This window comes from Thalassobaculum sp., assembly GCF_040219615.1.
Taxonomy (GTDB): Bacteria; Pseudomonadota; Alphaproteobacteria; order Thalassobaculales; family Thalassobaculaceae; genus Thalassobaculum_A.
The window spans coordinates 153936-175488 of record NZ_JAVJSE010000013.1 but is presented as its reverse complement, the minus strand read 5'-3'; the positions used below and the strand labels follow the sequence as shown (position 1 = coordinate 175488).

Here is a 21553-nt window from a genome sequence, read left to right as displayed (position 1 = left end):
ACCCCGGACTGTCGCCGATTTGCGCCGAAACTTTCATCGCGCTGTCACCGGGCTGTCACCGATCGCCGGCCATCCTGCGCCGCCGGTGCGACTGCGGCCGGCTCCGGATTCCAGGGAGGGTACCCATGACGATGTCAGCCAAGCTCGGCGGCGCGATCCTCGGCGGCGCGCTGGCGCTGGCCGTCGGCCTCGGCGCCGCCGCGACCGCGGCGGCCGAGACCATCCGCTTCGCCGTCACCGACATCGCCGGCCTCGAGAGCCTGCAGACCGAGTTCGGGGACTTCAAGGCGGCGCTCGAGCAGACCACCGGCGCCGAGGTGAAGTTCTTCCCGGTCAGCAGCCGCACCGCCGCCGTCGAGGCGATGAACTCGAAGCAGGTCGACTTCGTGCTGACCGGCCCGGCCGAATACGTGGTGTTCCGCTCCAAGTCCAAGGCGGCCCCGGTGATCGGCTGGCAGCGCCCGGACTACTTCGCGCAGGTCGTGGTGATGGCCGACAGCCGGTACCAGGTCGCCGCCGACCTGAAGGGCAGCAAGATCGCGTTCGGCGACGTCGGCTCGACCTCGGCCCATCTCGGCCCGGCGCAGGCGCTGGCCGACCTCGGCCTGATGCCCGGCACCGACTACACGCCGATGAACATCAGCCGCAACGTCGCGGTCGAGGGCCTGATCCGCGGCGACATCGCCGCCGTCGGCATGAACTTCACGCATCTGCAGAAGATCCGGAAGGCGTTCCCGGACCACGGCTTCCGGGTGATCGCCCGCGGCCGCGACCTGCCGAACGACATCCTGGTCGCCGGCCCGCACGTGCCGGAGGCGACGGTCGCCAAGATGCGCGCCGCCTTCACCGACCATGCCAAGGTGCTGATGGCGGCGATCCTGACCGGCGACGACAACAAGAAGTACAGCGGCGGCGTGTTCCTGCCGAAGGTCGCCGACACGGACTACGACTACGTGCGGTCGATGTACCACACCATCGGCGTCACCGCGTTCGACAGCTTCGTCGGCAACTGATGGCCCTGGCCCTCGCCGGAGACATGGCCGCGGACATGGCCGCCGCCGGGCAACCGGCGGCGGTCGACGCCTGCGTGGACCTCGCGGTGCGCGGCCTGACCAAGCGCTTCGGGACGCGCCCGGTGCTGCGGGGCGTCGACCTGGCGGTGCCGCGCGGCCAGGCGGTGGCGCTGATCGGGTCGAACGGCGCCGGCAAGTCGACCCTGCTGCGCTGCTGCCTGCGCCTGATCGAGCCGGACGGCGGCGAGGCGACGCTGCTGGGCGAAAGCGTCCAGGGGCTCGGCCGCGGCGGCCTCAGGCGGCTGCGGTCGCGCATCGGCTTCGTGTTCCAGCGCCACAACCTGGTCGGCCGGCTGTCGGCCCTGTCCAACGTGCTGCACGGCGCCCAGGCACGCCATGCCGGGCCGCGCTACTGGCTGCAGTCGCTGGCGCCGGCGGCGGCGCGCGATGAGGCCATGCACTGCCTGGACCGGGTCGGGCTGGCCGAACTGGCGCCGCTGCGCGCCGACCGGTTGTCCGGCGGCCAGTCGCAGCGGGTGGCGATCGCCCGCGCCCTGATGCAGCGCCCGGCGATGGTGGTGGCCGACGAGCCGGTCGCCAGCCTCGACCCGGCGGCCGGCGAGGAGGTCATGGCGGTGTTCGTCCGGCTGATCCGCGAGGAGGGGGCGACCCTGGTGTTCACCTCGCACAACCTGGAGCACGCGCTGGCCCATGCCGACCGGGTGGTGGCGCTGAAGGACGGAGCCATCGTGCTGGACCGCCCGGCGGCGGAATTGACCCCGCGCGACCTCGGCTTCGTCTACGGGTGACGCGATGACCGACCTGTCGAACCTCCGACCGGCCGCCGGCCGCTTCCTGCCCGCCCGCCTCGAACGCCCGTCGCCGCTGGCCTTCCTGGCCTGGGCGGTGACCCTGGCGGTGCTGGTGCACGCCTTCACCGCGGTCGGCCTGTCGCCGATGCGGCTGATCGAGGGACTGCCGAACATCGGCCGGATCCTCGGCCAGATGGTCCCGCCCGACCTGACCCGGCTGCCGCAGATCGGCCTAGCGATTCTCGAGACCTTCCAGATGGCGCTGGTCGGCACGGTGATCGGGGTGACCCTGAGCCTGCCGCTGGCGATCCTGGCGACCCGCACCCTGTCGCCGCACCCGACGGTGCAGGTGGCGGCGCGGGCGGTGGTGTCGTTCTGCCGGACCGTGCCGGACCTGGTGTGGGCGCTGCTGTTCGTGATCGCCGTCGGGCTCGGCCCGGTCGCCGGCACCCTGGCGATCGCGGTCGACTGCATCGGGTTCTGCGGCCGGTTCTTCGCCGAGGCCATGGAGGAGACCGACCCGGGGCCGCGCGAGGCGCTGTCGGCGCTCGGCGCCCGGCCGCTCGGCATCGTGTTCTCGGCGGTGGTGCCGCAGGCCATGCCGTCCTTCATCGCCACCGCGCTGTTCGCGCTGGAGAAGGCGACCCGGTCGTCGGTGGTGCTGGGGCTCGTGGGCGCCGGCGGCATCGGCATCGAGCTGAAGGTGGCGATGGACCTGTTCGCCTACGACCTGGCCGCCACCATCATCCTGGCGGTGTTCGCCCTGGTGATCCTGGTCGAGCAGGTCGGCTCGCGGCTCAGGGCGCGCATAATCTAAGCGCCGTTCCCTCCGCCTACGGCAGCCCCGCCGCCCAGTCGGCGATGGCGTTGGCGGTCTCGACCGGCTTCTCGGCCGGCAGGGCGTGGCTGGCGCCGGCGATCACCCGGACGGTCACCCGGTCGCCGTACTGGGCGCGCAGCTCGTCGCGGGTCTCCGGCGGCCGGAACGGGTCGTCGGCGGCCTGCAGGTCCAGCATCGGCGCGGTGCCGGCGGCCCGCCAGTCGCCGTCGGTCAGCGGCCGCGCCGTGCGCTGGCTGGCGGTCACCGCCGGGTGCCAGCCGTCGAGCCAGGGCCGCGGGTCGTTGCCGGCCGCGAAGAACGCCAGCCGCAGCCCGGCCAGCCGCTGCTCCTCGGTCGAGGCCGGGTCGTTGATCATGGTCAGCGCGTCGATCGTCGCCTGCGGCATGACCTTGGCCCCGGCCGCCACCAGCACCACGCCGCGCACCAGGGCCGGCCGGTCGGCGGCGAGCGTGCGGGCGATCCAGTTGCCGTAGGCGTGGCCGGCGACCACCGCAGGCCCGCCGCCCTCGGCCGCGATCGCCGCCGCCACGTCGGCCGCGAAGTCGTGGAACGACACGCCGTCCATCGGCCCGGCGCTGGGGGCGATGCCGCGCGGCTCCGGCCGCAGCACCCGGTGGCCACGCAGGACGAGCCGCTGCGCCAGCGCGTCGAACTCGGCGGTGCCGCGGCCGGTCGAGGCCAGGATCACGACCGGCGGCCCGTCGCCGTCGACCCGGTAGCCGATGGTCGCCTCGCCGTTGCGCACGGTCCTCACGCTCGCCTCCCGGGCCGGTTGCCTGGGCGTCAGCATAGCCGAAGCCCGGCGCCGTCGCCGCGGTCCGGTTGTCGGCCGGCCGCCGGCATGCTAACCGGATGCCGGGTTCCACAGGCGGTGGCGATGGCGGACCGGCAGGACAGCAGAAGACCGGGAAGGGGGCGTCCCTTGGCGACGCTTGCCCTGTGCTGGCTTCTGGTCGTCCAGGCCATGCTGTCCGGCCTGACCGTCGCCGGCCATGCGGCGGCCGGCGACAGCGACGCCTTCGCGGCGGTCATCTGCACGCCCGCCGGGCTGCAGCCGGCGCCCGGATCCGCGGCTCCCGTCGACGGGCCGGATCGCCCGCACGACATGAGCTGCTGCCTGCTCGGCTGCCCCGGAACCGGGGCCGGTCTGGCGCCGCCGCCGCAGCCGGCCGCATTGTCACCGTCGGCCGCCCCCCGGACCGTGCAGATCGCCGTACCGACGGGACGACTGACCGACGGGCTTCCCGACTCGCCGCGCAGCACCCGGGCTCCGCCGACGGCGGTCTGACCTTCCGCCCGCGATTGCGCGGGCCCAGACCGATTTCGTCGCATCAGGACCGCGCCGCCACCCCGGCGGGCGGCCCCCCGAAGGAGCCTGCAATGACCAAGCTGTTCAATCCGTCGCGCCTCGCCGGCGCACTCGTCCTCGCCGCCGTCGCCCTGTTCGGCCCGGCTGTGTCCGCCCACGACTACAAGCTCGGCGACCTGCAGATCGACCATCCCTGGGCGCGCGCCACGCCGCACGGCGCCAAGGTCGCCGGCGGCTTCGTGGCGGTCGCCAACAAGGGCGCCGCCGACGACCGGCTGGTGTCGGCCACCGCCGAGATCGCCGAGCATGCCGAGATCCACGAGATGGCGATGAAGGACGGCGTCATGACCATGCGGCCGCTGGCCGACGGGGTCGTGGTCCCGGCCGGCGGCGAACTCGCGCTGAAGCCCGGCGGCTATCACCTGATGTTCATCGGCCTGAAGCGCATGCTGAAGCCGGGCGAAAGCTTCGCCGGCACCCTGACCTTCGAGAAGGCGGGCACCGTCGAGGTCAGCTTCACCGTCGCGCCGATCGGCGCCGGGCATAGCGGCACCGGCCACAACTGAGTCTCGCCGCCGGTCGCCCGGACGCGGCGCGGCGCACCAGACCTGGCGCGCCCGCTGCCGCCCGGGCCCGGCCCGAGCCCGATCGAGGAACTCCGATGAACCGACTGACCGCGGCGCTTGCCGCGATGCTGACGCTCGGCTGCGCGTTGCTGGCCGTCGTCCCCTCTGCCGAGGCCGAGATCGTCGTCACCGACGTCGAGGGCCGGCGGGTGACCCTGGCGGCCCCCGCACAGCGCGTGCTGCTCGGCTTCTACTACGAAGACTTCCTGGCCATCGTCGGGCCGGGCGCCATGGACCGGGTGGTGGCGATCTCCCGGGCGCCCTGGAAGGACTGGCGTCCGATGCAGTATCGGGCCTATGCCGCGGCCATCCCGCGGATCGAGGCGCTGGCCGACGTCGGCAGCCTCGATGCCGGCAGCTTCGCCGTCGAGGCGGCGGTCGCGGCCCGGCCGGACGTCGCCATCCTGGCGGCCTGGCAGTTCAAGGGCCTGGGCCCGGCGGTGGCCACCCTGGAGGCGGCCGGCGTTCCGGTGGTCGTGGTCGACTACAACGCCCAGACCGTGGAGCGGCACGTCGCATCGACCCTGGTGATCGGCAAGGTGATGGGCGCGGAGGCGCGCGCCGAACGGCTGGCCGCCGCGTACCGGGCGGCGGTCGAGGACACGACGGCCCGGGTCGAACGCGCCGACGGCGGGCGGCCGCGGGTCTACGTCGAGCTCGGCCAGAAGGGCCCGGCGGAGTACGGCAACAGCTACGGCAACGGCATGTGGGCCGGGGTGATCGCGCTCGCCGGCGGCGACAACATCGCAGCCGGGCAGGTGGCGAGCTGGGGGCCGCTCAGCCCGGAATACGTCCTGGCCAGCCAACCCGAGGTCGTGCTGATCACCGGCTCGGAATGGCTGAACGCTCCCGACGGCGTGCTGATGGGCTTCGGGATCGAACAGGGCCTGACCCGGGAGCGACTTGCCGGGTATCCGGGACGGCCGGGCTGGCAGGACCTGCCGGCGGTCGCCGGCGGTCAGGTCCACGCGCTGTATCACGGCGGCACGCGCACGCTCTACGACTACGTCTACCTGCGCTATCTCGCCAAGGTGCTGCACCCGGCGGCGTTCGCCGACGTCGACCCGGCGGCCGAGCTGAAGGCCTACTACGCCCGCAACCTGCCGATCGCGGCCGAGGGCACCTTCATGCTGCGGCTGGCCGCACGGCCGTGACGACCGCCGCCCTGCTCGGCGGCTATCGGCGGGACGAGCGGCGGCGGGCGATCCTGCTCGCCGCCGCCTGCCTGCTGCTGGCCGGAATCTGCGCCGTCGACCTGGCAACCGGCCCGTCGGCCATGCCGTTGGCCGAGGCCCTGCGGGCACTGGCAGCCGGGCCGGAGGGTGCCGACAGGACGCTCGCCGCGATCCTGTGGCAGATCCGGCTGCCGACAACGCTGATGGGCGTACTGGTCGGCGCCAGCCTGGGGGTCGCCGGCCTGCAGATGCAGACCATCCTGGACAACCCGCTGGCCAGCCCGTTCACCCTCGGCTTCTCGGCGGCCGCCGGCTTCGGGGCGGCGCTGGCGATCATGTTCGGGGCGGCGCTGCCGGTCGCCGGCTGGCTGCTGGCGCCGGCCGCGGCCTTCGTCACCACCCTGGCGGCGGCCGGCCTGGTGTACATCGTGGCGCGGCTGCGCGGCAGCGGCCCGGAGGTCCTGGTGCTGGGTGGCATCGCCGTGCTGTTCCTGTTCCAGGCCCTGCAGCTGCTGCTGCAGTACATGGCCTCGCCCGAGGTCCTGCAGCAGATCGTGTTCTGGCTGTTCGGCAGCCTGCTCAAGGCAAACTGGACCAGCATCGCGGTGCTGGCGGCGATCATGGCGGCGGTGCTGCCGGTGCTGGCCCGCGACGTCTGGCAGCTGACCGCGCTGCGCCTGGGCGAGGCGCATGCCCGCAGCCTCGGCGTGGCGGTTACCGGGCTGCGCCGCCGGGTGCTCCTGTGCGTGGCGCTGCTGACCGCCGGTGCCGTCGCCTTCGTCGGAACCATCGGCTTCGTCGGGCTGGCGGCGCCGCACGCCGCGCGGGCGCTGGCCGGCGAGGACCAGCGGGTGCTGATGCCGCTCGCCGCCCTGGTCGGTGCGATCATGCTGGTCGGCGCGTCGGTGCTGGCCAAGACGCTGTCGCCGGGCGCGGTCCTGCCGGTCGGCATCGTCACCGCGATCATCGGGGTGCCGATGCTGTTCGCCCTGGTGTTGCGCCGCGGCGCCGGAGAGCGGTCGTGAGCGACCCGGAACACAGCGGCCTCGTCCTGCGGGGCGTGACGGTGGCGCGTGGCCGCCGGAACGTGGTGACGGGGATGTCGGCGGCGCTTGTCGGTGGATCGATCACCGCGCTGATCGGGCCGAACGGGGCCGGCAAGTCGACCCTGCTCGGCGCCGTGGCAGGAGTGCTGCCGTGCAGCGGGACGATCCTGCTGGACGGCCGGCCGTCGCACCCGGGCGAGGTCGCCTACATGCCGCAGTCGACCGCCGTACGGGCCTCGCTGACCGCGCTCGAGGTCGTGCTGCTGGGGCGCCTCGATCGGCTCGGCTGGCGGGTCGCGGCCGAGGACCTGTCGCAGGCGGCCGGGGCCCTCGACGCGCTCGGCGTCGGTGGGCTGGCGCGGGTCCGGATCGACACCCTGTCCGGCGGCCAGCAGCAGCTCGTCCTGCTGGCCCAGCGGCTGGTGCGGCGGCCGCGGCTGCTGCTGCTGGACGAGCCGACCAGCGCGCTCGACCTCGGCCGGCAGATGCGGGTCCTGGACCGGCTGTCCGACTATGCCCGGCAGAGCGGGGCGGTGGTGGTGATGGCCCTGCACGACCTGTCATTGGCGGCGCGCTACGCCTCGTCGCTGCTGCTGATGAAGGACGGCGCGCTGGTCGTCGCCGGCTCGCCCGACGCGGTGCTGACGCCGGCCGGAATTCGCCGGGCCTACGGTGTGGAGGCCGAAATCCTGCGGACCTCGCACGGGCATCCGGTGATCGCGCCGCTCGCGCCCGCCTCGTGAGGGTGGGGCGAGTTCAGCGGGACGCCCGGAACCAGACGCCGGAGCGCACCGCCAGCCCGAGGGTGACGCCGTACACCACCAGCGCCAGCGCCACCGTCGCGAACAGCCAGCGCAGGTCGCCGGTCAGGTGCAGGGCCAGCCAGCCGCCGGCGCCGGCGATCGCCAGGCGCGTGAACCCGACGCACAGCGGCCACAGCAGCTGCCCGGCGCCCTGCGAGGCGAAGTACAGCACCAGCCCCAGGCCGAAGAACCCGTAGGCCGGCCCGACGATCCTGAGATACGCGCTGCCGGCCGCCAGCATCGCCGGCTCGGCGCTGAACAGCCCGAGCCAGGCTTCCGGCCAGATCGCGGCGGCCAGGCCGATGCTCTCGGTCATCGCGAAGGCGATGCCGCCGGCGGTGAGCGCGATGCGCAGCGCCCGGTCGTGCAGGCCGGCGCCGACATTGGTGCCGACCAGGGCGACCACCGGGGCGCCGAGCCCGAACACCAGCGGCACCAGCAGGTATTCCAGGCGCACGGCGGTGCCGAAGCCGGCGACCGCGGCGGTGCCGGCGACGCTGGCGGCCAGCGCGGTCACCAGGGCGATGGTGAGGTTGGTCTGCAGCGAGGTGACGGCGCCGACCGCGCCGACCCGCAGGATCGACCGGAACAGCGGCCAGCGCAGCGCGGTCCGGCGGAACCGGGCGAGGTTGCGGCCCGACAGGATGTACCAGGCCAGCACCGCGGTGCCGGCGGCATAGAACAGCACCAGCGCCGCGCCGCCGCCGGCGATGCCCATCGCCGGGATCGGCCCGAGCCCGAAGATCAGCACCGGCGACAGCGGCACCAGCAGGGCCACGCCGGCGCAGATCACCAGGGCCGGGACCAGCATGTTGCCGGTGCCGCGGATCACGCTGGCCAGCCCGTTCAGCAGCCACAGCAGGGCGTTGCCCGCGAACACGACGTTGGCATAGGTCACCGCCGCGTCGAGCGCCGCGCCCTCGCCGCCGAGCACCGTGAAGATCTCCCGGCCCCACAGCAGGAACACCGCCGACACGGCCAGGCCGAGAACGATGTTGATGACCACCGCGTGCAGCACCAGGGCGTCGGCCTCGTCGCGCCGGCCGGCGCCGAGCGCCCGGGCGATCGCCGAGGAGATGCCGCCGCCCATGGCGCCTGCCGAGATCATCTGGGTCAGCATGATCGGCGGGAACACCAGCGCCATGCCGGCCAGCGCCGCCGTGCCGAGATGCGAAATCCACCAGGTCTCGATCAGCTGCGCCGAGGCCTGGGCCAGCATGATCAGCACGTTCGGCCACGCCATCCTCAGCAGCAGCGGCAGGATCGGGTCCTGCAGCAGCCGCCGGGTGCGGTCGCTCATCTGGGTGGCGGCGGCCGGAGCCGGCGCCAGGGTCGGGCTGACGTTCACGGCGTTTCCTTCGCGCGGGCGGCCCGGGCGGCCTCGCCCCGGACGGTGCGGAACACCGGGTCGCTGAGCGGACGGCCGGTCCTGCGGTCGACCAGGACGGGATCGGCGACTTCGCCGGTCTCGGTGTTGACGATCACCGCGCCGGGCCCGTCCGGCGCGAAATGGCGGTTGCCCCAGGCCAGCAAGGTCTGCAGCACCGGCCGGAAGTCGCGGCCGCACTCGGTCGGGAGGTATTCGAAGCGCGGCGGCTTTTCGGAGTAGAGGCGCTTTTCCAGCAGCCCGGCCTCGACCAGGGTGGCGAGCCGCCGTGACAGCATGTTCGGCGCGATTCCCAGGCCGGTCTGGAAGTCGTCGAACCGGGTCGTGCCGCGCAGGGCGTCGCGCATGATCAGGATGCTCCACCACTCGCCGACACGTTCCAGGCCGCGGGCGATAGGGCAGGGCATGGAGTCGAAGGATTTGCGTTGCATGGGGGGGAGGATGCGCCTGTTGCTATTATGATGATAGTGACTATTCGGCACGAGACCCGCCCCCGTGCTATAGCGACGCCGCCAACCGGTTCCAGGAGCCTGCCCCGTGAAGCAGTCGATCGTCACCGTCGCCCTGGTGGTCCCGGACTACGACGAGGCCATCGCCTTCTTCGTCGGGACACTGGGGTTCGAGTTGCTGGAGGACACCCCTCAGGCGCCCGGCAAGCGGTTCGTGCGGGTGGCGCCGAAGGGCGGGTCCGGAGCGGCGCTGCTGCTGGCCAGGGCCGCGACCGACGAGCAGCGCGCCGCGATCGGCAATCAGACGGGCGGCCGGGTGTTCCTGTTCCTGCACACCGACGACTTCGACCGCGACCATGCCCGGCTGACCGCCGCCGGCATCGCCTTCGCCGGCCCGCCGCGCGACGAGGACTACGGCCGGGTCGCGGTGTTCGTGGACCCGTTCGGCAACAAGTGGGACCTGGTGCAGCCGAAGGGGTAGGCCGCCCGAAGGAGTAGGCCGCCCGATCAGCCCCGCCCGCCGTCGGCGCGCAGGAAGCGGCCGGCGATGCTGGCCTCCATGCGCACCATGTAGTCCCGCGCCGCGATCATGTGCTCGGCCATCACAGTCCGGGCCGCCTCGGCGTCGGACGCCCGGAGCGCCCGCATCAGGTGGATCTGGTAGTGCAGGGCGGTGTCGCGCAGCTCCGGGTGCGGCGCGTCGTAGATCCGCCGGCACACCGCCATCTCGCGCAGCAGGGTCTGCAGGAAACCGCAGAACAGCCCCAGCACCGGGTTCGGGCACAGCTCGGCCAGCACGCTGTGGAAGTCGAGCTCGGCCATGCGCTGCTGGTATTCCTCCTCGGCGGTCGCCGGCGGCGCGTCGTACAGCCGCATGGTGCGTTCCAGCCGGGCGAAGTCGACCTCCGACAGCCGGCCGGCCACCGAGGCCGCCAGCTCCGGCTCCAGCTCGCAGCGCACGTCGTAGATGTCGGTGACGCTGGGGGTCCGGAACAGGAAGTAGTTGGACAGATGCGCGATCGCCCGGCCGGTGCCGATCTCGCTCAGGAACACGCCGCCGCCCGGGCCGGTGCGGGTCCGGATGATGCCTTCCGAGCGCAACGCGCTGAGCGCCTCGCGGATCGAGCCCTTGGAGGCGCCGAACCGGGCCATCAGCGCGCTCTCGCCCGGCAGCCGCTCGCCCGGGCGCAGGCCCTGCTCGATGATCAGGTCCTTGATCTGCTCGCCGATGCTGTCCTGCCGGCGGCGGCGCGGCAGCGCGCCGAGCGGCCTGCGGTCGGCGCTCTCGGGATCGCTCATGCGGGCCTTCCGAGGGCGGGAGGTGCGGGCTTCGGAGCGACGTATGGGTTCCGGCTCGGCCGTGCCGAGGGCGGCGCGTCCGTCCGGAATGACGTCGGGGTGGAAAGGCGGGAACGCCCTCCCCCCTCTGACGTCATTCCGGACCGGACCGCCGAAGGCGGCACGGAGCCGGAACCCAGGCAGTGCAGGGGGTGGGTCATGCCAGCGGATGCCAGCAGGCGGCGGCGTGGCAGGCGTCGCCGGCCTCCAGCGGCGGCCGCTCCGTCGTGCAGCGGCCGTCGGCGCGCGGGCAGCGCGAGGCGAAGGCGCAGCCCGGCGGCGGGTTCAGCGGGTCCGGCAGCTCCGCCGGCTCGGCCTCGGCCTGGATCCCCCGGCGGCCCGGCGCCGGCGCCGAGCGCATCAGCAGGGCGGTATAGGGATGCCGCGGCCGGGCGAAGATCCCGCGCGCGCTGCCCAGCTCGACGATCCGCCCGAAATACATCACCGCCACCCGGTCGCACACGCTCTCCACCACGCTCAGATCGTGGCTGATGAACACGTAGGTCAAGCCGAAATCGCGCTTCAGCCGGTCCAGCAGGTTCAGCACCTGGGCCTGCACCGATACGTCGAGCGCCGACACCGGCTCGTCGAGCACGATGATCCGGGCATCGGCGGCGAGCGCCCGGGCAATGCCGATGCGCTGGGCCTGGCCGCCGGAGAACTCGTGCGGATAGCGGTCCAGGAACTCGGCGCGCAGGCTGACCGCCGCCATCAGCTCGTCGAGCCTGCGGGCCCGGGCGGCGGCGTCGAGCCCGAGCAGCCGTCGCATCGGCGCCTCCAGGGCCTGGCGGATGGTCTTGCGCGGGTTCAGCGAGGCCACCGGGTCCTGGAAGACGTACTGGACGCGGCGGGCCAGCGCCCTGGGATCCCGGTCGCCGAGCGTACCGGCATCCTCGCCGTCGAGCCGGATGGTCCCGGCGGTCGGCCGGTCCAGGCCGACCAGCATGCGGGCGAGCGTGGACTTGCCGCAGCCGGACTCGCCGACCACGCCCAGGGTCTCGCCGGCCTCGACGGTCAGGTCGGCGCCCTGCACGGCGTGTACCGCCGGTCGCTCGGCGCCGAACAGGGTGCGGCCGCCGCCGAAGACGCGGGTCAGGCCGTCGGCCTCGATCGCCGGGCTCATGCGGCACCCCCGCGGCCGCCGGTCCAGAGCGGCTTCACGCAGCGCGCCGCCCGGTCGCCGGACAGTGCTTCCAGGGCGATCTCCCCCTCGCGGCAGCGCGGTTCGACAAACCGGCAGCGTTCGGCGAAGGCGCAGCCCGGCGGCAGCCGGTCGACCGGCGGCGGCAGGCCCTCGATGGCGTCGAGCCGGCGCTCCGGCGCGCCCAGCACCGGGACGCAGTCGATCAGCTTCGCGGTGTAGGGGTGCGCCGGTGCCGCCAGCACCCGCTCGGTCGGGCCGATCTCGACGATGCGGCCGGCATACATCACCGCCACCCGGTCGCACAGTTCGGACACCACGCCGAAGTCGTGGGTGATGAACAGCACCGCCGAGCCGCGCTCCTCGGACAGGGTCCGCAGCAGCTTCAGCACCTGGGCCTGGACGGTGACGTCGAGGGCGGTGGTCGGCTCGTCGGCGACGATCAGCTCCGGGTCGTTGGCCAGCGCCATGGCGATGCACACCCGCTGGCGCATGCCGCCCGACAGCTCGTGCGGGTAGGCTGCGAACCGGGCCGCTGCCGACGGGATCTGCACCAGCTCCAGCAGCTCGATCGCCTTCGCCTCCGCCTCGCGCCGGGACAGCGGCCGGTGCGCCCTCAGCGCCTCGACCACCTGGTCGCCGACGGCGAACAGCGGGTGCAGGGTGGTCAGCGGGTCCTGGAACACGTAGGCCACGCGGCCGCCGCGCAGCCCCCGCAGCTCCTCGACCCCGGCCGCCAGCTGGTCGGCCCCGGCGATCGTCACCCGGCCGCCGGTGATGGTGCCGGGCGGCGACGGCACCAGCCGCAGCAGCGACAGCGCGGTCACCGACTTGCCGGACCCGGACTCGCCGACCAGCCCGACCCGCTCGCCGGGCGCCAGGGTCAGGTCGACCCCGCCGACCGCCCTGTAGACCCGGTCGCCGGTCCGGAACTCGGTGCGCAGCCCGTCGACCGCCAGCACCGCGTCGCCGGCGGGCGCGTCCGGCACGGCGTCGCGGCGCACCGCGGTCGCGGCCCCCGGTGCCGCCAGCGCGCCCGACTTCAGCCGCGGGTCGAGCACGTCGCGGATGCCGTCGCCCACCAGGTTGATGGCCATCACCAGGGCGAAGATCATCAGCCCCGGGATCACCGAGACATGCGGGGCGTTGAACAGCAGCTTGCGGCCCTCGCCCAGCATCGAGCCGAGGTCGGCCTGCGGCGGCTGCGCGCCGAGCCCGAGGAACGACAGGCCGGCGGTCTCCAGGATCATCCAGCCGACCGTGGTCGACATGGTCACCACGATGGTCGGCAGCACGTTCGGCAGCACCTCGCCGAACAGGATGGCCGGGTGCGACGCGCCGGACAGCCGGGCGGCGTCGACGAACTCGCGGCGCGAGAGGCCGAGCGTGATGCCGCGGATGTTGCGGGCGAAGAACGGGATGTTGACGATCGCGATGGCGTACAGCGCGTTCAGCAGCCCCGGCCCCAGCACCGCGACGATGCCGAGCGCCAGCAGGATGTAGGGGAACGCCATCACCAGGTCGATGCCGCGCATCAGGGCGCTGTCGGTCCGGCCGCCGGCATAGCCCGCGGTCAGGCCGATCAGCGAGCCGACCAGGGCGGCGATCAGGGTCGCCGACAGCCCGACCAGGATCGACACCCGGGTGCCCCACAACAGCCGGGCCAGCAGGTCGCGGCCCAGATGGTCGGTCCCCAGCAGGTGGCCGCCCTCGCCCGGCGTCAGCAGGCGGCGCGCCGGGTCGGTCACGTCCGGGTCGGGCAGCGGCAGCAGCGGCGTCACCAGCACCAGCGCCACGATCGCCGCCAGCACCGCCAGGCCGAGCGCCGACAGCCGGTTGGCGACCAGCAGGCGGAACGGCGACGGCCGGCCGCTGCCCGCGACGCTCCCGGCCGGCTCGGCGATCGCGGCCATCAGCGCAGCCTCGGGTCGACGACGGTCTGGGCGACGTCGGCCAGCAGGTTGAACAGCACGTAGCTGGCGGCCACCACCAGCACCCCGCCCTGCACCAGCAGCAGGTCGCGGGTCGAGATCGCGGTCACCAGCATCCGGCCGATGCCCGGCCACTGGAACACGGTCTCGATGTAGACCGCGCCGCCGAGCACGAAGCCGGCCTGGATGCCGATCACCGGGATCACCGCGACCAGGGCGGCCTTGAAGGCGTGGCGGTAGACCACGCGGCGCTCCGACACGCCCTTGGCGCGGGCGGTGCGGATGTAGTCCTGGCGCAGCACCTCCAGCATGGCGGCGCGGGTCAGCCGGGCGATCACCGCGGTCGCGACCACCGCCAGGGTGACCGCCGGCAACGCCAGGTGGGCCAGCAGGTCGGGCAGGTCGCCGCCGCCGTAGATCGCGAACATGCCGGAGGCCGGCAGCCATTTCAGCTGCACCGCGAACAGCATGATCAGCAGCAGGCCGAGCCAGAACGACGGGGTCGAGATGCCGACCAGCACCAGGAAGGTGACGATCCGGTCGGTCCAGCCGAACTGCCGGACCGCCGCCGCGATACCGGCGACCAGCCCGAGCGCCGAGCACAGCAGCAGCGAGGCGCCGGCCAGCACCAGGGTGGCGCCGAAGCGCTCGAACACCTCGTCGGCCACCGGCCGGTTCAGGGTGTAGCTGCGCCCCATGTCGCCCTGGGCCAGGTTGCCGAGCCAGGTCAGGTACTGCTCGACCAGCGAGCGGTCGAGGCCGAGCTGCCGGTTCAGCCGGGCGACGTTCTCGGGCGTGGCGTAGCTGCCGAGAATGGCGGTCGCCGGGTCGCCCGGGATCAGCGCCATCATGCCGAACACCACCACCGACAGGCCGAGCAGGATCGGGATCGTGGCGAGCAGCCGCTTGCCGATGTAGGTCCACATGGCAGGCTAGTTCCCGACGGCGCAGCGGCGGGTGGGTCCCGGCTCGCCCGCGCCGAGTGCGGCGCGTCCGTCCGGAATGACGGTCCTTCCTATTTCGTCATTCCGGAGCGTGGCGCCGGAGGCGGAACGCATCCGGAACCCACGAAGCGACGGGCGCATGACCGCCTTCCGTCCCACCTCACCCCTTCTCGACGTCGTGCAGCAGCAGGAAGAACGACGGCTGCAGCTCGAAGCCCTCGACCGCCGCGCTGGTCACCGCGTTCTGCTTCCAGTTGGCGATGAATGCCCAGGGCGCGTCCTCGTGGACGATCTCCTGCATCTGCTTGTAGAGCGCGGCGCGCTTGGCCTGGTCGGTCTCGCGCCGGGCCGCTTCCAGCAGCTCGTCGACCTCCGGGTTCGAGTAGTAGCCGGAGTTGAACCCGCCCTCGGACGGGAAGGCGTCGCTGCGCAGCGCCAGGTAGGGCAGGGTGTCCGGGTCGTTGGTCATCCAGGCCATCTCGGCCATGTCGGCCTTGCCCTCGAGCCCCGGGTTCACCTTGCCGAGGAAGGTGTTCCACTCGTAGGTCTCGATCTCGACCTTCAGCCCGACCTCGGCGAGGTCGGCCTGGATCGCCGAGCCCATGGCGACCGGGTCGAGCATGCCGGAACCGCCCTCGGTCACGTAGAAGGTCAGGTCGGCGCCCTCGGCGCCTGCCGCGGCCAGCAGCTCCCTGGCCTTGGCCGGGTCATGGGGATACGGCTCCAGCGCCTCGTTGTAGGCCCAGGCGAAGGCAGGCGGGGTCGGCCCGGCCGCCACCTCGGCGGTGCCCTGCAGCACGTTGTCGACCAGCGCCTTCTTGTCGATCGCGTAGTTCACGGCCTGGCGCACCCGCTTGTCGGCCATCGGGCCTTCCTTGGCGTTCAGGATCAGGAACCACAGATGCGGCCCGGCCTGCTCGCTGACCGCGAAGGCCCCGTCGTCCGCGAAGGTCGCCAGGTTGTCCGGCGGCACCTCGACCATCAGGTCGACGCCGCCCGACAGCATCTCGGCGACCCGGGTGTTGGGGTCGGTGATCGGCCGGAACACCACGGCCTGCAGCTTCGGCGCGCCGCCCCAGTAGTCCGGGTTGGCCTCGACCACGACCTTGGCGTTGGACTCCCACTCGACGAAGCGGAACGGCCCGGTGCCGGCCGGGTGCCGGCCGAAGTCCTTGCCGTGCTTCTCGACCGCCGCCGGCGACACGATCAGGCCGGTCGGGTAGGCCAGGTTCGACAGGAACGGCGCGTAGGGCTCCTTCAGCCGGAACACCACGGTCGCCGGGTCCGGGGCCTCGACCTTGTCGACCGCGCCGAAGAAGAAGCTCAGCGGGAACGGGCCGGTGTCGTGGAACGGGTGGTTCTCGTCGAGCATGCGCTCGAAGTTGAATTTGACGACGCCGGCGTCGAACGGCGTGCCGTCGTGGAACGTCACGCCCTGGCGCAGCTTGAAGGTGTAGGTCCTGCCGCCGTCGCCGATCGTCCAGCTTTCGGCCAGCGCCGGCTCGACCTCCAGGGTGCCGTCCCTGTAGCGGACCAGCCCGTCATAGACGTTCATCAGGATCCGGAAGTCGTTGACGGCGGTCACCGCGTGCGGGTCGAGCGACTTCGGCTCGGCGATCTGCGCGACGATCAGCACGCCCGGGGGCGTCTGGGCCCGGGCGGCCGCGAACGGCATGGTCGCCAGGGCTGCAAGCGCGAGCGCGGCGGCGGTTCGGCGGAGCTGGCTGAGCATCGGCAATCCTCCTGTCGGCAGGCCGGTCCGATTGGACTTTGATGAATTGTTCATGATAAATTCTGATGTGTCAAAATTTGATCATCATAAATCGAATCAAGGAGGAGCCGTCCGCCGGGCGGCCATGCTTAATGACTGACTCCACAGACGGTTTCGTCCCGCCCGACCTGACCATAGACCCGGCGCGCCTGCGGGCCGACCTGGAGGCGGTCAACCGGATCGGCACGCTCGACGGGGTTCCCGGCATCAACCGGGTCAGCTTCTCGGCGGCCGACATGGCCGGGCGGCGCTGGCTGATGCGGCGGTTGGAGGATGCCGGACTGACCGCCCGGATGGACGCGGTCGGCAACGTGTTCGGGCGCTGGGAGGTCGGCGTCGGTCCGGCGGTGCTGGCCGGTTCGCATCTCGATACGGTGCCGCAGGGCGGGCCGCTGGACGGCACCCTCGGCGTGTGTGCGGCGCTTGAGGCGGTGCGGGCCATGAAGGATGCCGGCCTGACCCCGGCGCGGCCGGTGGAGGTGGTCGCCACCGCCGACGAGGAGGGCCGGTTCGGCGGCATGCTGGGCAGCCAGGCGATCTGCGGCGAGGTCGGTCCGGACTGGATCGCCCGGGCGGTCGACGACGCCGGCGTCGGGCTGGCGGACACCCTGCGGGGCTGCGGCCTGGACCCGGATGTCAGCGTCGCGCGCGACCCGGCCGGCATCGCGGCGTTCCTGGAACTGCACGTCGAGCAGGGCCCGGTGCTGGAGCGGGGCGGCGCGGCCGTCGGGGTGGTCGATGCAGTGTCCGGAGTGTTCAACTGGTCGGTGACGCTGACCGGCGAGGCCAATCATTCCGGCACCACGCCGATGGACATGCGGCGCGACGCGTTCCGCGGCCTGGCGGAGTTCGGCGCCGTGATCGGCGACATCGTCGGCGGCGTGGGCGGACCGGAGACCCGGTTGACCGTCGGCAGGATGGCGCTCGGTCCGAACTTCCCGCACAGCATCGCCGGGACCGCCGCGTTCTCGCTGATCGGCCGCGACGTCGACGAGGCGGTGATGCGGGACCTGGCCGCTGCCTGCCGTCGCGAGATCGGCCGGGCCGGGGCGCGGCACGGCCTGCGCGTCGAGATCGCCGAGCAGGGCTGGCTGCCGCCGACCCGTCTCGACCCGGCGGTGACGGAACGGCTGGCGTCACTGGCTGCGGCGGCCGGCGCAGCGGCTACGGTGATGTCCTCGGGCGCCGGCCACGACGCCCAGACCTTCGCCCGTCACGTGCCGGCCGGGCTGATCTTCGTGCCCTCGGTCGGCGGTCTCAGCCACGCGCCGGGCGAATGGACCGATTGGCCGGATGTCGCCTGCGGCGCCACCCTGCTGGCACGCGCGATCGCCTGCTACGCGCTGTCGCCCGCCGATTCCTGAGGCATGCCGCCGGCGGTCATCGGTCCCGGGGCGGTCACTGGTTGCCGGGGTGGATCGCCTCGAAGGTCCGGCCGTTGTCGTGGGCCAGCGCGACGATCTGATCGACGATGCGGTGGTTCGCCGTCAGCAGCTCGACCTCTTCCAGGTTGCCGCCGAGACGTTCGAGCTGCTCGTGCGTCGGCGGATTGATCGCGTGCCGTCCGGCGATGAACGCGACCCGCTTCTGGGCGTGCCGGTCCAGTTCGTCCTCGAGCGCCGCGATCCTGGCGCGGTTGGCGGTCCGCTCGGCGTCGTCCTCCGTGATGCGGTTGCGGTCCTCGAGCTTCTCGATGGACCTCAGGATCGCGTCCTCGCGGCGCTCGTAGGCGCGGTCGTAGGCCTGCCGGTCCGGGATGCTCAGGTCGGGCTTCTTCCTCATCGCTGAACCTCTCTGGTGACGACACTCGCCGGTCTGCCGGGCCGCCGGACCGAATGTCCCGGGGTTGCCGTGAGCCGGCCCTGCCTCTGCCGCTACTGTTCGCTCGGCTGGACCTGCTCGAAGACCCCGATGCCTTCCTTGACCAGTGCGACGATCTCTTCGGCGATCCGGCTGTTGGCCGTCAGCCGCTCGACCTTCGCCAGCGTATTCTTCAGGGCTTCGAGCTGCGCGTCGGTCGGCGGGTTGATGGCGGCATTCTCCGCGTCGAACGCCGTCTTCTTGGCGTCGTGCAGGTGCAGGTCGCCCTTGAACGACAGGATCTCGTTGTCGTTGACGGCCCGTTCGCCGGCGTCGATCTGTTCGCGGTTCCGGCTCCTGAGCCTGTCGATCGACCCCAGGATGGTCTCGCGGCACCGCTCATGCGCGCTGTAGTAGGCATTGCGCTGGGCCGGGCCCAGGGTGGATTTCTTCGGCATGTCCGTTCCCCCGTCGTGCTGTGTTGCAGGCGTGCCGGCCTACTGCCTCGCGGTGCCCCTGACATCGGCGGCCACCGCCTTCGCGGACGCGGCGATGTCCGTCTCCGCCGACTTCCCCGAGGACTCGGCTTCCTTGCGGGCGTCGTCGATTTCGGCAAGCACCGCCTCCAGGAAGCTCTTGAAGAACGCGAGCCGGTCGCCCCGGCTCGGCTCCTTGGCCAGCTCGCCGACCCGGCTCGAGATCGTCGAGAGCTGGTCCTTCGGCAGGGTCAGCGCAGCCTGCGAGGCCAGGACGTCCGCCCGCACCCGGGCAGACCGCCGTTCGGCCTCGTCCTGGCGTGCCTGCATCGCGTCGGCGACGCGTCGCAGCTCGACGATCAGGGTCCCCAGGTTCGGCTTGTCGTCGGTACCGGCAACGACCGCCGACGCGCGGGCGCTCTCGAGGAAGCCGTCGAAGCCGGCCTGCCGGGCCTCGATCGCCTCGTGGAGCTGTGCGGTGGCATCGGCGCGACGCTCGGCGAGTGCGCGGCGGACGCCGGCGAACTCGGAGAGCTGCGAGTTGACCACCGATGCGTTGGCTGCCGTGGTCCTGGCCAGGTCGCGGACGTCGGGAGGGGTCGTGCAGCCGGCCGACAGTCCGGCGAGCAGCAGGGCCGACGCGGCCCAAATGATCGGCTTCGTCATCAGTTCACACTCCCGGCGATCGCGAATAGGCCGACGGCCTTCAGGATCTCGATGAGGTCTTCTTGGCGCACGCCCGACTCGTGGTAGGCGGCGAGAACCGTCACCGGCTGCTGTACGGCGTCCTGCCACAGCCGCAACGAGGTCTCCGACGCGTCCAGGGCCCCGGCGTGGGTCACGTCGATCAGCCGGTAGTCCAGTTCGCGGGCGATCCGGCGTGGCCCGGTAAACGAATTGAGATAGGTGGCGACCGCCGCGATCATCTGGCGTCGTGCCTTCTCGGGCCGGGCGTCGGGCCTGAGCAGGTCGGACGTCGAAATCGCCCCGCCCGCGGTGGCGCGGGCGCGCTGCAGGTCCGCATCCAGCAGGATCTCGAGCTCGGCAACGGTGGCCTCGAACTGGCGCTGCCGCAGTCCGACCCGGGCCTTCGCACGGTCGACCGCGCGATCGGCTCCGAGCTTGAGTGCGAGCAGCCGGTTCTTTTCGAAGATCAGGGCGTTCACCGGCGGCGCCGCTTCCAGGGCGGCGATCGTCGACAGGCGGCCGGCGAGGCTGGGCAGCATCGCCGCCACGGCCGCAGCCTTCCTGGTCTCCTCGTCGGCCTTCCCCAGGGTCTCGGCATCGAGCGGACCGCTCGCGGCGGCCTTCAGGATCAGGTCGATCCGCGCGATCTGCTCGCCGGTCGCCTCGGCCTTGCCGAAGGCGTTGGCATCGGCGAGCTTCCCGAGCGCATTTCGGACCTTGCCGATGCCGTCGGCGAGCTGCTTCTTCGCCGCTTCCGAGGGATTGGCGCCTGCCGCCTTGCTTGCCTTCAGGTAGTCGTCGAGCGCCTTCTCGTAGTCGAGCTTGGCGGCCTCGGCCTTCGCCACGGCATCGCCCAGTTCCTCCTGCCGGGTGCGCCAGGCGGCGGCGCGCTGACCGATCAAGCCCTCGACCAGGCCGGTCAGCGCCTTTGCGGCGTCCTGGTACTTCGCGCAGGCTTCGGCATAGGTGCCGTGGACGCCCGCCACCAGATCCCGGGTGACGTCGGGATGATCGTCCCACGCCTGGCGGGCTTGCGTCAGAACCGCGTCGACCGCGGCCGCGTCCGCCGCGACGGCCGGACCGTCCGCCGGGCACGCCGGCGACGGAATCAGCAGGGTGTTGGTGTAGTTGCTGCGCTTCGAGACGAGGCCGCTCAGCGCCGACGACTGGGCGTCGGCATTGTCCAGGATGGCCTTGGGCGACGGCGCATCGTCGGTCGCGCCGGCCTGGCCCCGTGTGAGCGTGCGCATGCGCCGGGCGATCGAATCCTGCAGCCGCCTGCTCAGGGGATCGCCCGCGGAGTCCTCGATCAGCGCCTGCAGCTCGCCGTCCCGCAGCGTCCGCGAGAACGCCGCCGTCATGGCGATGTCGCTCTGCAGCAGCTTCTCGAGATTGCCGCGCTCCTGATCGATCGTGGCGACCAGGTTCAGGCCGTCGCTGGCGGCCTTCGCAGCGGCGGCGGTCTTGTCGTTCTCCGGGCTGTAGAAATGCGCGCCGGCGCATCCCGTCAGCCCGGTGGCTACGGCCGCCGCCAGCAGCAGCCGGCGCACCGGTCGGCGCGGAGTCGTGCCCGTCCCGTCTTGTCGCATGTCCCGCTCTCCCCTCCCCGGCCCCCCCGGCCGGATCCCCGTGATCGACGCTTGGCGACCCTTCCGCGATGACGGCCGAGACCCTCGAAAGAACTGCCGTACCCGGGTCGGGTGCGATCCCCGAGCGGGTACGGCGAGTTGCGGAGCGAGTCCGCTGGGAGGGATCAGGGAACCGATCATCGTCGACTGTCGCCAGCGTCGGATGGCTTCCACGACGCGACCGGTCGGGACCGATGGCCGTGGATGCACCCCGACGCTCCCACGGCCGGCGTGAATGCAGCGTGAAACCGCTGCCGCAGTGCCGACGGGCCCCGGAGTTCCGCGCCGGCCGCTGCAACCGGCGCGGTCGCAGACCGTGCGGTCGTTCGCGCGAATCACGTTGGAATCACGCTTGCTCTCCAGAATGATGGCCAGA

General features: G+C 72.5%; 22 protein-coding genes. 10 read left to right on the top strand and 12 right to left on the bottom strand.

Features of this window, described 5'->3' with window-relative positions; translation table 11 throughout:
* Positions 1 to 125: 125 nt before the first annotated feature.
* From RIC31_RS08405 to phnE, 3 genes are read left to right on the top strand one after another with little or no spacing between them, the layout of a single operon-like run.
* A complete protein-coding gene (locus RIC31_RS08405) occupies positions 126 to 1013 on the top strand; it encodes a PhnD/SsuA/transferrin family substrate-binding protein (RefSeq protein WP_350105114.1) in 888 nt (295 codons plus the stop codon).
* A gap of 23 nt (positions 1014 to 1036) precedes the next feature.
* The gene (locus RIC31_RS08400) at positions 1037 to 1822 is read left to right on the top strand and encodes a phosphonate ABC transporter ATP-binding protein (RefSeq protein ID WP_350105112.1); all 786 of its coding nucleotides are present in this window, start codon (positions 1037 to 1039) and stop codon (positions 1820 to 1822) included.
* A gap of 4 nt (positions 1823 to 1826) precedes the next feature.
* Entirely contained in the window at positions 1827 to 2642 is an 816-nt protein-coding gene (phnE, locus tag RIC31_RS08395; protein WP_350105109.1) for a phosphonate ABC transporter, permease protein PhnE, read from the top strand.
* 16 nt (positions 2643 to 2658) lie between these two features.
* On the opposite strand, the gene RIC31_RS08390 is transcribed toward phnE, so the two are convergent.
* Complete coding sequence (locus RIC31_RS08390) at positions 2659 to 3420, bottom strand: alpha/beta fold hydrolase (protein WP_350105107.1); 762 nt, start codon at positions 3418 to 3420, stop codon at positions 2659 to 2661.
* Positions 3421 to 3588: 168 nt separating this feature from the next.
* On the opposite strand from RIC31_RS08390, the gene RIC31_RS08385 reads away from it, so the two are divergent.
* The 5 genes from RIC31_RS08385 to RIC31_RS08365 all read left to right on the top strand — a co-directional run bounded on the left by RIC31_RS08385 (position 3589) and on the right by RIC31_RS08365 (position 7565).
* Positions 3589 to 3954, top strand: a complete 366-nt coding sequence (locus RIC31_RS08385; protein ID WP_350105105.1) for a DUF2946 family protein — start codon at positions 3589 to 3591, stop codon at positions 3952 to 3954.
* A gap of 92 nt (positions 3955 to 4046) precedes the next feature.
* Positions 4047 to 4541, top strand: a complete 495-nt coding sequence (locus RIC31_RS08380) for a copper chaperone PCu(A)C (protein WP_350105103.1) — start codon at positions 4047 to 4049, stop codon at positions 4539 to 4541.
* 95 nt (positions 4542 to 4636) lie between these two features.
* Entirely contained in the window at positions 4637 to 5755 is a 1119-nt protein-coding gene (locus tag RIC31_RS08375; RefSeq protein ID WP_350105101.1) for an ABC transporter substrate-binding protein, read from the top strand.
* Positions 5752 to 6801: a FecCD family ABC transporter permease gene (locus RIC31_RS08370; RefSeq protein WP_350105098.1), complete on the top strand. Its 1050-nt coding sequence runs from the start codon at positions 5752 to 5754 to the stop codon at positions 6799 to 6801. The genes RIC31_RS08375 and RIC31_RS08370 overlap by 4 nt, the downstream gene beginning before the upstream one ends.
* Entirely contained in the window at positions 6798 to 7565 is a 768-nt protein-coding gene (locus RIC31_RS08365; RefSeq protein WP_350105096.1) for an ABC transporter ATP-binding protein, read from the top strand. The genes RIC31_RS08370 and RIC31_RS08365 overlap by 4 nt, the downstream gene beginning before the upstream one ends.
* Positions 7566 to 7578: 13 nt before the next feature.
* Here RIC31_RS08365 and RIC31_RS08360 read toward each other — a convergent pair whose 3' ends face one another.
* Complete coding sequence (locus tag RIC31_RS08360) at positions 7579 to 8973, bottom strand: MATE family efflux transporter (protein ID WP_350105094.1); 1395 nt, start codon at positions 8971 to 8973, stop codon at positions 7579 to 7581.
* Positions 8970 to 9443 (bottom strand): winged helix-turn-helix transcriptional regulator, encoded by a 474-nt coding sequence (locus tag RIC31_RS08355; RefSeq protein ID WP_350105092.1) that lies wholly within the window; start codon positions 9441 to 9443, stop codon positions 8970 to 8972. Before RIC31_RS08355 ends, RIC31_RS08360 begins: the two co-directional genes overlap by 4 nt.
* A 106-nt stretch (positions 9444 to 9549) precedes the next feature.
* Here RIC31_RS08355 and RIC31_RS08350 point away from each other — a divergent pair, with 106 nt between their 5' ends.
* A complete protein-coding gene (locus RIC31_RS08350) occupies positions 9550 to 9942 on the top strand; it encodes a VOC family protein (RefSeq protein WP_350105090.1) in 393 nt (130 codons plus the stop codon).
* A 26-nt stretch (positions 9943 to 9968) separates the two neighbouring features.
* On the opposite strand, the gene RIC31_RS08345 is transcribed toward RIC31_RS08350, so the two are convergent.
* The 5 genes from RIC31_RS08345 to RIC31_RS08325 form a co-directional block, all read right to left on the bottom strand.
* Complete coding sequence (locus RIC31_RS08345; RefSeq protein ID WP_350105088.1) at positions 9969 to 10760, bottom strand: FadR/GntR family transcriptional regulator; 792 nt, start codon at positions 10758 to 10760, stop codon at positions 9969 to 9971.
* A gap of 196 nt (positions 10761 to 10956) precedes the next feature.
* Complete coding sequence (locus tag RIC31_RS08340; RefSeq protein WP_350105086.1) at positions 10957 to 11922, bottom strand: ABC transporter ATP-binding protein; 966 nt, start codon at positions 11920 to 11922, stop codon at positions 10957 to 10959.
* On the bottom strand, positions 11919 to 13853 hold the full coding sequence (locus RIC31_RS08335) for a dipeptide/oligopeptide/nickel ABC transporter permease/ATP-binding protein (RefSeq protein ID WP_350105084.1): 1935 nt from the start codon (positions 13851 to 13853) through the stop codon (positions 11919 to 11921). Before RIC31_RS08335 ends, RIC31_RS08340 begins: the two co-directional genes overlap by 4 nt.
* The gene (locus tag RIC31_RS08330) at positions 13853 to 14797 is read right to left on the bottom strand and encodes an ABC transporter permease (protein WP_350105082.1); all 945 of its coding nucleotides are present in this window, start codon (positions 14795 to 14797) and stop codon (positions 13853 to 13855) included. The genes RIC31_RS08335 and RIC31_RS08330 overlap by 1 nt, the downstream gene beginning before the upstream one ends.
* 178 nt (positions 14798 to 14975) lie before the next feature.
* On the bottom strand, positions 14976 to 16547 hold the full coding sequence (locus RIC31_RS08325) for an ABC transporter substrate-binding protein (protein ID WP_350105079.1): 1572 nt from the start codon (positions 16545 to 16547) through the stop codon (positions 14976 to 14978).
* 131 nt (positions 16548 to 16678) lie between these two features.
* On the opposite strand from RIC31_RS08325, the gene RIC31_RS08320 reads away from it, so the two are divergent.
* Positions 16679 to 17950: a Zn-dependent hydrolase gene (locus tag RIC31_RS08320; RefSeq protein WP_350105076.1), complete on the top strand. Its 1272-nt coding sequence runs from the start codon at positions 16679 to 16681 to the stop codon at positions 17948 to 17950.
* A 34-nt stretch (positions 17951 to 17984) separates the two neighbouring features.
* Here the strand turns inward: RIC31_RS08320 and RIC31_RS08315 are convergent, their stop codons facing one another.
* From RIC31_RS08315 to RIC31_RS08300, 4 genes are all read right to left on the bottom strand, one after another.
* Positions 17985 to 18368: a hypothetical protein gene (locus RIC31_RS08315; protein WP_350105074.1), complete on the bottom strand. Its 384-nt coding sequence runs from the start codon at positions 18366 to 18368 to the stop codon at positions 17985 to 17987.
* A gap of 92 nt (positions 18369 to 18460) precedes the next feature.
* On the bottom strand, positions 18461 to 18844 hold the full coding sequence (locus tag RIC31_RS08310; RefSeq protein WP_350105072.1) for a hypothetical protein: 384 nt from the start codon (positions 18842 to 18844) through the stop codon (positions 18461 to 18463).
* Positions 18845 to 18883: 39 nt separating this feature from the next.
* Positions 18884 to 19528, bottom strand: coding sequence for a hypothetical protein (locus tag RIC31_RS08305; RefSeq protein WP_350105070.1), 645 nt, complete (start codon positions 19526 to 19528; stop codon positions 18884 to 18886).
* Positions 19528 to 21138: a hypothetical protein gene (locus RIC31_RS08300; RefSeq protein WP_350105068.1), complete on the bottom strand. Its 1611-nt coding sequence runs from the start codon at positions 21136 to 21138 to the stop codon at positions 19528 to 19530. Before RIC31_RS08300 ends, RIC31_RS08305 begins: the two co-directional genes overlap by 1 nt.
* Positions 21139 to 21553: the final 415 nt, after the last annotated feature.